The following is an 11,911-nucleotide window of genomic DNA, read 5'->3' on the forward strand; positions in this document are numbered from 1 at the left end:
GCTATGCACGTTTGATTAGCTTTTTTTCAAACCAACTGACAAGTTGATACATGATGCTTGAAAGTAATGCAATCATAAGCAAACTTAATAAAACGAGCGTAAAGTTAAACACTTGGAATCCGTAAATAATCATATAACCGAGCCCTTGCTTCGAAACGAGAAATTCCCCGACAATGACACCGACCCAAGATAGACCGACGTTCACTTTTAACGTTGAAATCATTGTCGGAAAGGAAGCGGGTAAAATGGCTTCTGTAAACCATTGTCGTTTCGTTGCACCGAATGTTTGAAGCACTTTCATATAGTTTGCATCTACTTCTTTAAACGATGTGTAAACGACAATCGTTGTAATAATGATGGAAATGATTGCTCCCATCGCGACGATCGATGTCATATTCGGCCCGAGCGCCACAATGAGAATCGGTCCAAGCGCCACCTTTGGCATCGCATTTAAAATCACTAAATATGGATCAACAATTTTGGATACGCGTGGAAACCACCAAAGTAGCGCAGCGAAACAAATGCCCGCGATCGTACCAACAATAAAACCGAGTACGGTTTCTGTTAATGTGATAGTTGTATGTGAAAGCAATGTGTGATCGCGCACTTTCGTGATAAATAAATGCCAAATGGAAGACGGTGAGCTAAATAAAAGAGGATCAATCCAATGAAAACGGCTTGCGATTTCCCATAGGCTAAAGAAGGCAATGACAATGATCGTTTGGAAAAAACGAACGATTCGTTTTTCGCGTTTTTCATATGCTATATGTTGATCGTATATACGTTGCAACCATTCATGTTTGTTCAATGCTCTCTAACTCCTTCCAAATCATTTGAAAAATCGGTGAAAAATCTGGATGTTGGCGAGCTTGAAACGGTGTACACGCTTTTAATGAATCGGGGACGGAAACAATTCGTTTAATTTTTCCTGGTCTTGCGGTAAATAAAACGATGCGGTCGCTCATCGCAATTGCTTCACCGATGTCGTGCGTGACGAGAAGCGCTGTTTTCCGATATTGTTTTAACGTCTCCCATACGAGATCCTCTAGTTTAAGTTTTGTTTGGTAATCAAGTGCTGAAAACGGTTCATCCAACAATAAAATTTTCGGGTCAGTTGCCAAGGTGCGAACGAGTGCAGCGCGCTGACGCATCCCTCCTGACAATTCGTAAGGATAGCGGTCATCGACGTCGCGTAGACCAATTTGATGTAAAAGGGCGAGCGTTTGTTTTCTCGTTTTCTCGCTATATTTGCCTGTCAGTTTTAATCCGAGTGTGACGTTTTGTTCAATTGTTTTCCACGGAAACAAATAATCGTGTTGTAGCATATACCCAATCGTTTGACGCATCGATTTTGCTTCTTTTCCTTCGATAAGCACACGTCCTTTCGTCGGCTCGATTAGTCCAGCGATAATGGAAAGAAGCGTCGTTTTTCCACAACCGCTTGGGCCGAGAAAGGAGAGAAATTCTCCCCTCTCGACAGTTAGCGACAGATGATCAAGCGCCAAGACAGCCGATTGGTTTGTGACGTAGGCATGCATCACTTGATCAATCGTTAAAATGGGCATGGGGTTCACCTCTTTTGTGCGTTTTCGGCAAACGATGTATTCACTAAAATCGAGTGATCAATGTACGATGGCAACTCATTTGCTTCTTTCATGATGTTTTGGAGATGGTTCCATTCTTCTTCATCTAAAATAGGGTCTGTTGCATAGGAGCCTTGTTTTTTATAGCGATCGACGACTTTTTCAATAAGAGCGATATCTGTATTTTCAAAGTACGGTTGAATGACTGTTGCGATTTCTTTGGCCTCGTGTGTTTGCACCCATTGTTGGGCTTTATAAAGAGCGCGTGTAAATTTTTCAATGACATCTTTATTTTTCTCAATAAAACTTTGTTTTGCCATGAACGTTGTGTATGGGAGATGGCCGGATTCCGTTCCAAAGGAAGCAACAATATACCCTTTTCCTTCTTGTTCAAAAATGCTAGCAGTCGGTTCAAATAGTTGGACGAAATCGCCTGTTCCGCTCGCAAATGCATTGGCGATATTAGCAAATTCAATGTTTTGAATGAGGTTTAAGTCTTTATGTGGATCAATTTCATGTTGTTTTAAAACGTACTCTCCGACCATTTGCGGCATGCCGCCTTTTCTTTGACCTAAAAATGTACTTCCTTTCAGTTGATCCCACGTGAAGTTAGCGATCGGTTCGCGCGAAACTAAAAATGTGCCGTCCGTTTGTGTCAATTGCGCAAAGTTGATAACGGGATCAATGGCTCCTTGACTATACACATAAATAGACGTTTCCGAACCGACGAGTGCAATATCTGCTCCGTTCGATAAAAGCGTCGTCATCGTTTTATCGCCGCCCCACGTCGTATTTAGTTCAATATGAAGCCCTTCTTCAGCAAAAAAGCCTTTTTCAATTGCGACGTATTGAGGCGCGTAAAAAATAGAACGAGTCACTTCCGCAACGCGCAACGTTTTTACATCATGGGATGAGCATGCCGAAAGTAAAAACATAAAAGCAACAAGCAAAAATACCCATTTTCGCATTGTTTTCCCCTCTTTCGTTTCGTTTGCTTTATCGTATGCGCCTAATAAAAATGTGTGAATGACCTAAAAAGAAAACCGCCGAGCACATCGCTCGACGGTCCATATCAACAAAGTCGACAAGCTGAAAACCTCTTCTGCATGCGTAGCTGAAGATACTTTTGCGTTCATCGTTTGAAATCAAAATCGTTTCGAACGTTGATTCCTAGACGTTCTTTAATCGCAAATTGCAACAATTGTGAAAAATTGATTCCCTCTGCTTCTGCGGCATCGTTTAGCCATTTTGGAATCGTTAATGTTTTCTTAATAGCTTTGTTGGCCATTTCTTCGCGAATGTAGTCGGTTCTTGCTTCGATGACAGAAACGAAAGCCCCTTTTGGCAATTCAATATCTTTCGGATTGGAGGGAGAAGGGATGAATTCGTTATCTTCTTCCATTCCATATAGATAACCTTCCAAAGCGTCCTTTGCCATGCGAAAAGCTTCTTCAAGCGTTTCACCTTCTGTGATGCATCCTGGAAGGTCAGGAAAAGTAACAGTATACCCTTCACTTCCGTCAGTACCAGGGTCGAAAATCGCTGGAAAATAATATTTAGCCAATACAAAAAACCTCCTTTCACAGGAGGGCTATTTCAGCCCTGCCTGCTTTAGTATTGGGTGTAATGTCCCGGGTTTTAAATCTTTGCGCGGATGGGGAACGGTTACCGTTCCTTTTTTCGTTGGGTGTTTGAAATGGTGATGGCTACCGACTATTCTATGTAAGTACCATCCGTCTTTTTCCAGTAATTTAATCAGTTCTTTCGATGAAATGTTTATTCCCCCTTCCCACATTTTTATTATAACACGTATAAAAAATACGTGTTAAGTGATTTTTGCTTTATTTTTTGCTGTGTAAATGCCACTAATATATAGAAGTGCTCCTTTTTGAGTATCTAGTCAAACACGTCAGTTGATGAATGGATTGGTGGATTCTATTTCGTATGATAAGTGGTATAATAAAAATGTATTGAAACCAAAGATTGAGGCTCAACGTAAAGAAAGAGAGAAAGGACAAGCGCTAGAAGAGCAGATACGGGCTGATATTCGTAATGGTGTTTATAAGTTGGAGCACAGTCGAAACCATTATGACAAGCATAATCCATCTCATAAACGCTATCTTGACTATGTTGAGCGTAATGCAGCAAAAGGTCTTCACCCGCCAAGCTATTTAACGATTTCTTACGAGGAAGCCAATGAATTAGTGAAGAAATATGCTGGTACTAGCATACTTCAATTCAGCGGCAAAGGAAAATGGATAAATAAAGAACTCATAAAAGGTGATAAATATATCGGGGTATATGTGGATCAAACAATGGGAGAAGAAGTAAAAACAAAAGACTTTAAAATACATTATAGTAAGACAGGAACTCATATTGTTCCAACTTTAATAAAAGAAAGGGGGATGAAGCATTGGGATTATGGGAATATGTAGGGAAGAAAATAAGGGTTACTCTCAAAGATGGTGAAATATTAGAGGGGATTGTCCAAGATTACACCGACCAGGAAGATACTGATGATGATTATGACAGCCTCGACATGTTTGTTGAGGGGAAATATATCGGTGTCGGTGAACCAGAAATTAAGTCAATCGAAATCATAGAATAAGCACCTAACCAGTTAAAAAAGGTTACGTGCTTTTTTATTTATCCTCGTCTTTTTACTATTTGTAGACGTTAAAGAACAAAAGGGTTCGTGGCCGTAACCACGTTAAAAAACGTAACCAAAGGAGGAATACCATGAAACGCGAATTTCTCGAAAGTTTGGGTCTTGAAAAAGACGTTATTGACAAAATTATGGATTTAAATGGAAATTCGGTGGAGGCACAAAAAGCGAAAGTGGATGACTTCGAAGTAAGATACGATGAGTGTCATGGAAGCTAGGAAGGCACTTGCACGTCAAATTGGTGAAGTCGTTGTTCCAGAGGTGGATATTTATCGTTTTGCGGTCATTTGCACAAACGCAGGCACAACAGCGACAGCATCAATTACAAAGAATAACTCCTGTGAAGCGCTCTAGGATTACAGATTTGAAAGTTCCGTTAGTTGGGCGTATAGCTTATTTTGATCATTCTTTTCATCAAATCGTCTGATATCGCACAAGATGCCCTGATGAAAGGGCGAGTTTAAATGGATAGGATTCCGTTGATTATTGTTCCATCTTCGTATTTATCGGCAAACGCCGAATTTTTCATCACACACAAGAAAAAGTTCACGAGAGAAGTGAACTTTTTCTTGACAACATACTTTTTCAACATCTTGAACCGCCGAGCATATCGCTCGACGGTTTAATTAATCGAATGTAAAGCAATTAATTCGTATGTAACGATCGTTGTTCCGTTCTCAAGGACAAGTTTTTTAACGACAGCTTGTCCGGTTGCTTCTCCGTGTTTTGTTCGTCTTACTTCTAACGGCACATCAAGTGGATATAAGCGATAGCCTTCTTTTTGCAACAAAAATAAGTTGTGTTCAATTCGTTTTTCTTTTCCGTTTGTGACGATCATCGTTTGTATTTCTAACGGCATGCCCATCTGTTTCACCCCAAACTTTCTCGGTATGTTCACTTTCATTGAAACACATTTATCGTTGTTATACAACTGTATTCAAGAGATTTATACTACATAATATAAATAAATAATATGATCAGGTAATAAATGTTGTTGACAGGACAAGAATATAAGTGATACGATGACAGTAAGCTTTAGAGGGAGATGTTTGAATATTCATTTCTTTTTGAAGCGAAGTTTTTACGTATGAGGGGAGTTTTTTGTTACATGAAACAATTTCATTCATTCGGGTGGTACGCGGCTCGCATTGCCCCGTATTTGCCTGAGGAAGCGTTCCGTCCTGTTCCGTCTCGTCTGTTTGGTGGCCTTGCTTACATGCTCGTTTTAGTTAGTAGCATTGTAACGATTTCTTTATTTGATCTCCATTGGTTATGGAACGGATTGCTTTCAGTTGTTATTGGATTTTGTTTTGCTGGATTAGGGTTTTTAGGGCATGAAATTTTGCATGGGACGGTAGTCAAACGGGCATGGCTTCGTGATTTGTTAGGTGGCATTGCGTTTTTACCGCTTTGCACAGGTCCGAAGCTATGGCGAAAGTGGCATAACGCGACACATCATGTGCATACGCAACATGAGGAGCTCGATCCTGACGCGTGGCCAACGATAAAACGTTTAGCTCAAAGTCGTTTCCTCCGTTGGATTTATCGCATTCCGTTTCCGATTCGTGCGGCTTTTTCGTTTTTGTCTTTAGCAGGGATGTTTACCGTTCATTCGCTTCATATGCTTCTTCATTTTTGGAAGGAGTTTGAAAAAGGAAGTCGTCGCGCAGTATTTTGGCAGTTTGTATTGCCATGGTCGGTATGGATTGGGTTATTGCTGATGATCGGAGTGGAAAAATGGCTCTTTGCGTTCGTTATTCCGTTGCTCATTGGAAATGCAATCGTTATGGGATATATTTCGACGAACCATCGTTTAAATCCGCTCGTTCCAGTTAACGATCCACTAGCTAATAGCTTAACGGTCATTGTTCCAAAGTGGGTGGATGTGTTGCATTTTAACTTTTCACACCATACAGAACATCATTTATTCCCAGCAATGAGTTCAAAATATTACCCGCTAGTCAAACAATATATTAAACAACTATGGCCGGAACGGTATCATGAAATGCCGATGACAAAAGCGTTAATTGCGCTATGGAAAACGCCACGGCTTTATTATGAACAAACAGAACTCATCGAGCCTCGCGAAGGATATGTATACGGAACGCTCGGAAATGGATTAAACATAGATGATCTTTCGTACAAAACGAAAGAAAATGTTGTAGTCAAACAAAAAATGGTGAAGCAAAAATAAAGCGTGGCCAATGAGCCGCGCTTTATTTTTTCCCTTGCAACATAAGGGGAAGTTCTAAATGATGTTCGTGTAAAAACGGTTCGTTCGTTAATACAGCTTCTGTTGGACCGTCATATGCGATCGTTCCGTTTGCGAGTACAATTGTTCGCTCGCAACATTCAAGCACAAAGTCGAGATCGTGCGTTGTTATGATTTTTGTATGTGATAACGATTGAACGAGATGAATGAGCGTTCGTCTTGCTCTCGGATCTAACGCTGCCGTCGGCTCGTCCATCAGCAATATTTTCGGTTCCATCGCAAGCACAGTTGCTAAAGTAACGAGCCGCTTTTCTCCTTCTGATAAACGATAAGGTGGGCGGTCTTTGACATGAATCGCACCGACAAGCGTTAAAGCGTTTATTACTCGTTGGCTTACTTCATTTTCATTCATCCCGTCATTTCGAAGCGCAAACGCGACGTCATCGTAAACGGTTGGCATAAATAATTGATCATCGGCTTGTTGAAATGTAAAGCCAACGATGCGACGAATGTGTCGTAACGTTTGTTTCGACATGTGCATATTATCGATGACGATATGTCCCTTTTGTGGCATATATAAACCGACGAGCAGTTTTAATAACGTTGATTTTCCTGCACCGTTTGCTCCAATGATGCCGATGCATTCTCCTTGTTGAACAGAAAAAGAAATATTACGAATGGCTTCATGACCATCTGGGTATATGTAACAAATATTCGATACGTTTATCATCATATGACCACCAAACGATAAACGATGAACAATATAACTGTGACGTACGTGTAAATTCTCTCTTTTGTTGTCCATCGTTTTATTTTTATATGCATACGTTGAATAGAAAACCCGCGCAACGTCATCGCTTCATACACGCGCTCGGCACGTTCAAATGTTCGCAGTAACAAATGTCCAACGAGCGATCCCCAAACGGATAATTGGATGGCGCGATGGTTCGGTGCGCGCAACATATACGCTTGACGAAGTCGTTTTGCTTCTTCTAAAAATAAAAAAATATATCGATATGTCAAAAGCAATTGTATAACGAGCAGACGAGGAATGCGCAACGAAAGGAGCGCACCTGCAAGTTGCTCGATCGGTGTCGTCAAAAACAACACTGTTGCAGCAAGAACGGCAAGCGTGTTTTTTACAAGCAAAGTAGCGAATGACAGCCATCCTGCTTCTATACGCCAATGAAAAAACGATACGTGTTCATGAATGAAAAACAGCTGTGAAGCCCCTATAACTGTAATAAATGGTAGAGAAGCGAGCAGTACGCGTTTAATATGGCGAATAGAAAGACGATAAAAAACGATCATTGTGATTGGATAAAGCGATAATGGAACGAGTTCAATAAACGCATACGTGTGAAACGAGGCGACGACGAAGATGTATGTAAACGTTATAATGAGCATGCTTAACGGATGAACATCATGTCGTCGCTTTTTCATATTTGACATATGTGCATGGATCACGCTTCTTTTCTCCATTTTTTCATGATGTATGGTACGAGCATTGCTATTGCAACGATAAATACACCGACGATGCCAGAAACGCTTGTGCCGATGTCTAACCAACCGATCGAAGCGCCCCCATTTTTCAAATTGTAATCAGGCAACAAAGCGAGCGATTGTTGGAGACGTTCTAGTGCGGTGTGGAGTGCTGTTGTTGCATGTAGTTCCTCCGTACCTGCTGTGCGTAAAATAGACCATTCTAATCCATCTGGTTTGGACGAAGCGATGGATGAAAAAATGCCACCGATGAGAAGCGCAAGCAAACCGAGTGTCCCGATGAGACGATTTGTCGGTGTATTTGTTGTTGAAAGTTCTGGCTTTGCTTTCATCACAAATGAGATGACAGCTGCTGTAGCCATTCCTTCTACAATGCCAATCGCCAAATGAATCGGTTGCATAAATAAAGCGAACGTCGTAAATGGTAATTCGACTTTTCCGGATAACAACGTTTGAACGACGACGCTAAATGCCCCAAGTTGCAATCCAACGACGGCAGCGATGATGGAAGCAAACCAGATGTTTGTTCGGCGAATGAGTCGTCTGTAAAGTGGATATGCGATAAAACATGTGTAAAAGCCGAGATTGAACACGTTGCATCCGAATGCTAACAGTCCGCCATCTGCAAAAAAGAGTGCCTGAATAAATAAAACGACGGCTAACGTTAAAAAAGCTGCATAAGGACCTAGCAAAGCGGCAAGTAACAATCCACCACCTAAATGTCCGCTCGATCCTGTACCAGGAATGGTAAAGTTAATCATTTGCGCTGCAAATACAAATGCTCCAAGCACCCCCATCAGCGGCAGTTTTTTTTCATCTGCTTCCATGTTTAATTTTTTTAATGAGTAGCTTGCTACACCCGCCGTAGCCCCCCACATCGCCATTCCTACTGCAGGTGAAATAAGTGCATCTGCCATATGCATAAAAATATCCCCCCTTACACCTTATTATAGGGGAGATATGTTATGGAAAGCTATTTCATTTTTTCTCTAAGTTTGCTTATTATATAATTTTTCGTCTTTTCGTCATAAACACCATTTTTATTTCCGCCTGAAAACATAAGGTTCACTCGTTTCACGGCATCTAACGTTTTTTTGCCAAATACTCCGTCTTCTGCTCCGCATTTAAAATTGATCATATTTAGCGCTTGTTGTAAGGTGCGAACGTCTTCGCCGCGATCGCCATATCGCAATACTTTATTTGGAAGCTTACTGATCAGTTGTTCGACTATGTTTTGTTGTTTCGGTGTTTGATTGGATGGTTGTGATGGAGTTTTCACTTCTTCTTTTTTTACTAGTTTTTCAATGATTATTTGTTGCCCGGGCTGTAACGCTCTTGGATCCACGTTTGGATTTAGGCGCAATAACGTTTTTACACTTCCCCCTGTTTTTTGACTAATGGCCCATAGCGTATCTCCTCGTTCGACGGTATACAGTTTGACTTCTTCTTTTATTTCGATGTTTTCTTTTTCTGCTAATACTTGCGCATAGTTAAAACAAGGGCATTGTTTCCATTCATATCCTTTTAGCTCATTATGTCCTTTCACATCTTTATAGTTCGGCAAGATGTTTACCAGCGTTTTATATAACGTTCTCAATGATTGTTTTTGTTCATCCGTCGGTTGTTGTGTGCGAAAATCGCCCGTTAAACAAATGCCGATGCAATAAGTGTTATGGTTGCCGACATGGTAACTAATCGTTTCTAAGTCGTTACAAAAATGAATCGTTCCGTCTTGTTCAATGACAAAATGGTATCCGATGCCTGGCCATCCTTTGCTTACATGATAATTGGCGAACGCAAATGCCGAGCCTGTTTTCGTTAAACTATGATGAATAATGATGTGCGTTTTTTGTTCAAGTGTTGTTTTTTTATACGATTGGCCAGAGCGAGTGGGAAGAAGGTGGCGTATATCTTTTAATTGAGGAATCGCAAATAGTTCATTCATTTTTAGCCTCCTTTTCTTTATTTCTATGTACTACTATATGTTTCATTGAATGAAATGGTTTGTACGAACATATGAAAAATGAAAAAGCTGCCGAAAACAGGCAGCCTTTTCATTTATGCGATCGGTCCCCCGAATTGTTCAATGCGTGGATCAACGTTTGTGAATTTTTTAAAGTTTTCACGGAACTTCGCCGCAAGTTCTTTTGCTTTTTGTTCATATGCTTCTTGATCTGCCCATGTGCTTTTTGGTTGCAATACTTCATCAGGTACACCTGGGACGTGAAGCGGAATATGCAGACCGAAAATTGGGTCTTGAACGGTTTCTACGTTGTTTAATTCGCCTTCCAACGCAGCTTTGACCATTGCGCGCGTATAAGACAGTTTCATCCGTTCACCAACACCGTATCCGCCTCCTGTCCAACCGGTGTTGACTAAAAATACTTGCACGCCATGAGCGTCAATTTTTTGTCCGAGCATGTCTGCATAGCGTGTTGCAGGAAGCGGTAAAAACGGTGAGCCAAAGCAAGTAGAAAACGTTGCTTCAGGCGATGTTACTCCGCGTTCCGTACCAGCGAGTTTGCTCGTGTAGCCGCTTAAAAAATGGTACATCGCTTGTTCTTTCGTTAGTTTGCTAATTGGTGGCAATACACCGAACGCATCTGCTGTTAAAAAGACGATTGTATGTGGATGACCCGCCACGCTCGGTTGAACAATATTGTCCATCGCTTCGAGCGGATACGCAGCGCGCGTATTTTCGGTAAGTGTCGCATCATCGTAGTTTGGTATGCGCGTGTCTGGATCGACGATGACGTTTTCTAATACAGAGCCGAAGCGAATGGCATCGAAAATTTGAGGCTCTTTTTCGCGCGATAAATTGATGCATTTTGCATAGCAACCGCCCTCGATATTAAAGACGCCGTTGTTCGACCACCCGTGCTCATCATCGCCGATTAAGCGACGGCTTGGATCAGCAGAAAGAGTCGTTTTTCCTGTGCCGGATAAACCGAAAAAGAGTGCGACATCTCCTTCTTGCCCTACGTTTGCTGAGCAGTGCATCGGGAAAATTCCTTGTTCTGGTAATAAAAAGTTCATTACAGAGAAAATGGATTTTTTCATTTCGCCAGCATACTCTGTTCCACCAATGAGCACTGTGCGACGTTCAAATGAGATGATAATAAACGTTTCTGAACGTGTGCCGTCTACAGCTGGATCAGCTTTAAACGTTGGAGCAGAAATGACTGTAAATTGCGGCTCGTGTGTTTTTAGTTCCTCTGCTGTTGGACGAATGAATAATTGATGAGCGAATAAATTATGCCAAGCAAACTCATTCACTACTTGAATAGGTAAACGATAAGCTGGATCGGCACCCGCAAAACCGTTAAATACGAACACTTCTTCTTTTGTCATTAAATAATCAACGACTTTATTGTAAAGACGATCAAACACTTCTTCGGAAATTGGTTGATTAACTGTTCCCCAGTCAATTTTATGTTTAACAGATAGTTCTTCAACGATATATTTATCTTTTGGGGAACGGCCTGTATATTTTCCGGTCGTTGCGCAAACAGCACCGGATGAAGTGAGAATGCCTTCTTGACGAGTTAACACTTTTTCTACTAATCGTGGTACAGATAAGTTATGAAAAACCCCATCCCTTTGCAAGAGTGTTGATAATTTGTTTGTCAGTTCAATGGAATTCATTGGACAAAACCTACCTTTGTTTGATTTATTCTTCATGTAAAAAGTATAACACATTTTAATAAATAATCCATACTAATTCATGTATTTTTCTTGAATTTATTTTCAAGATCGTTGTGGCATAAAAAACATTGACTCGCTTCATACAGATGTGATATGATGCTGAAATGAACGGATACTCTTATCCCGAGTTGGTGGAGGGGGACAGGCCCGATGAAACCCAGCAACCGTCACATGCGTGAAAAGGTGCTAACCTGTGGCAAGGGAACGCCCTTGAACGATAAGAGTGAAAGGCGCAGACAAATG

Annotated in this window: 16 protein-coding genes and 1 riboswitch; of the genes, 5 read left to right on the forward strand and 11 right to left on the reverse strand. The window is 41.1% G+C overall.

All coding sequences use genetic code 11. The features are described 5' to 3' along the window. Window position 1 precedes the first annotated feature (1 nt). The 5 genes from JV16_RS05810 to JV16_RS15140 all read right to left on the reverse strand — a co-directional run bounded on the left by JV16_RS05810 (window position 2) and on the right by JV16_RS15140 (window position 3,378). Window positions 2–808 carry an ABC transporter permease gene (locus tag JV16_RS05810; RefSeq protein ID WP_042534699.1) on the reverse strand — a complete coding sequence of 269 codons (807 nt, stop codon included), beginning with the start codon at window positions 806–808 and terminating at the stop codon, window positions 2–4. Continuing rightward, window positions 795–1,565, reverse strand: coding sequence for an ABC transporter ATP-binding protein (locus JV16_RS05815; RefSeq protein ID WP_042534701.1), 771 nt, complete (start codon window positions 1,563–1,565; stop codon window positions 795–797). Before JV16_RS05815 ends, JV16_RS05810 begins: the two co-directional genes overlap by 14 nt. Before the next feature lie 5 nt (window positions 1,566–1,570). Next, window positions 1,571–2,551, reverse strand: a complete 981-nt coding sequence (locus tag JV16_RS05820; protein WP_042534703.1) for an ABC transporter substrate-binding protein — start codon at window positions 2,549–2,551, stop codon at window positions 1,571–1,573. A gap of 164 nt (window positions 2,552–2,715) precedes the next feature. Further along, entirely contained in the window at window positions 2,716–3,147 is a 432-nt protein-coding gene (locus JV16_RS05825) for a type II toxin-antitoxin system HicB family antitoxin (protein ID WP_021095555.1), read from the reverse strand. Window positions 3,148–3,174: 27 nt separating this feature from the next. Then, window positions 3,175–3,378: a type II toxin-antitoxin system HicA family toxin gene (locus JV16_RS15140; RefSeq protein WP_209428834.1), complete on the reverse strand. Its 204-nt coding sequence runs from the start codon at window positions 3,376–3,378 to the stop codon at window positions 3,175–3,177. A gap of 133 nt (window positions 3,379–3,511) precedes the next feature. On the opposite strand from JV16_RS15140, the gene JV16_RS05830 reads away from it, so the two are divergent. The 4 genes from JV16_RS05830 to JV16_RS15925 all read left to right on the forward strand — a co-directional run bounded on the left by JV16_RS05830 (window position 3,512) and on the right by JV16_RS15925 (window position 4,602). Next, window positions 3,512–4,018: a polymorphic toxin type 50 domain-containing protein gene (locus JV16_RS05830; protein WP_244463793.1), complete on the forward strand. Its 507-nt coding sequence runs from the start codon at window positions 3,512–3,514 to the stop codon at window positions 4,016–4,018. Continuing rightward, a complete protein-coding gene (locus tag JV16_RS05835) occupies window positions 3,997–4,191 on the forward strand; it encodes a hypothetical protein (protein ID WP_021095557.1) in 195 nt (64 codons plus the stop codon). The genes JV16_RS05830 and JV16_RS05835 overlap by 22 nt, the downstream gene beginning before the upstream one ends. 131 nt (window positions 4,192–4,322) lie before the next feature. Then, window positions 4,323–4,466: a hypothetical protein gene (locus JV16_RS15505; RefSeq protein WP_021095558.1), complete on the forward strand. Its 144-nt coding sequence runs from the start codon at window positions 4,323–4,325 to the stop codon at window positions 4,464–4,466. Next, complete coding sequence (locus tag JV16_RS15925; protein ID WP_235045449.1) at window positions 4,456–4,602, forward strand: hypothetical protein; 147 nt, start codon at window positions 4,456–4,458, stop codon at window positions 4,600–4,602. The genes JV16_RS15505 and JV16_RS15925 overlap by 11 nt, the downstream gene beginning before the upstream one ends. 268 nt (window positions 4,603–4,870) lie before the next feature. Here JV16_RS15925 and JV16_RS05845 read toward each other — a convergent pair whose 3' ends face one another. Beyond that, window positions 4,871–5,113, reverse strand: a complete 243-nt coding sequence (locus JV16_RS05845) for a DUF2584 domain-containing protein (protein ID WP_035063434.1) — start codon at window positions 5,111–5,113, stop codon at window positions 4,871–4,873. A 243-nt stretch (window positions 5,114–5,356) separates the two neighbouring features. On the opposite strand from JV16_RS05845, the gene desB reads away from it, so the two are divergent. Further along, window positions 5,357–6,442 carry a Delta(10) desaturase DesB gene (desB, locus tag JV16_RS05850; protein ID WP_021095560.1) on the forward strand — a complete coding sequence of 362 codons (1,086 nt, stop codon included), beginning with the start codon at window positions 5,357–5,359 and terminating at the stop codon, window positions 6,440–6,442. Between the two features lie 22 nt (window positions 6,443–6,464). On the opposite strand, the gene JV16_RS05855 is transcribed toward desB, so the two are convergent. The 5 genes from JV16_RS05855 to pckA form a co-directional block, all read right to left on the reverse strand. Next, window positions 6,465–7,193, reverse strand: coding sequence for an energy-coupling factor ABC transporter ATP-binding protein (locus JV16_RS05855; RefSeq protein ID WP_035063435.1), 729 nt, complete (start codon window positions 7,191–7,193; stop codon window positions 6,465–6,467). Next, entirely contained in the window at window positions 7,190–7,927 is a 738-nt protein-coding gene (cbiQ, locus tag JV16_RS05860) for a cobalt ECF transporter T component CbiQ (RefSeq protein ID WP_021095562.1), read from the reverse strand. Before cbiQ ends, JV16_RS05855 begins: the two co-directional genes overlap by 4 nt. Then, window positions 7,924–8,886 (reverse strand): energy-coupling factor ABC transporter permease, encoded by a 963-nt coding sequence (locus tag JV16_RS05865; protein ID WP_021095563.1) that lies wholly within the window; start codon window positions 8,884–8,886, stop codon window positions 7,924–7,926. Before JV16_RS05865 ends, cbiQ begins: the two co-directional genes overlap by 4 nt. Window positions 8,887–8,936: 50 nt before the next feature. Beyond that, a complete protein-coding gene (locus tag JV16_RS05870; protein WP_021095564.1) occupies window positions 8,937–9,908 on the reverse strand; it encodes an N-acetylmuramoyl-L-alanine amidase in 972 nt (323 codons plus the stop codon). 113 nt (window positions 9,909–10,021) lie between these two features. Beyond that, the gene (gene pckA / locus JV16_RS05875) at window positions 10,022–11,608 is read right to left on the reverse strand and encodes a phosphoenolpyruvate carboxykinase (ATP) (RefSeq protein ID WP_042534705.1); all 1,587 of its coding nucleotides are present in this window, start codon (window positions 11,606–11,608) and stop codon (window positions 10,022–10,024) included. Between the two features lie 175 nt (window positions 11,609–11,783). Further along, window positions 11,784–11,892: riboswitch (SAM riboswitch) on the forward strand. Window positions 11,893–11,911 lie beyond the last annotated feature (19 nt).

The organism is Anoxybacillus ayderensis (assembly GCF_000833605.1).
Classification (GTDB): Bacteria; Bacillota; Bacilli; order Bacillales; family Anoxybacillaceae; genus Anoxybacillus; species Anoxybacillus ayderensis.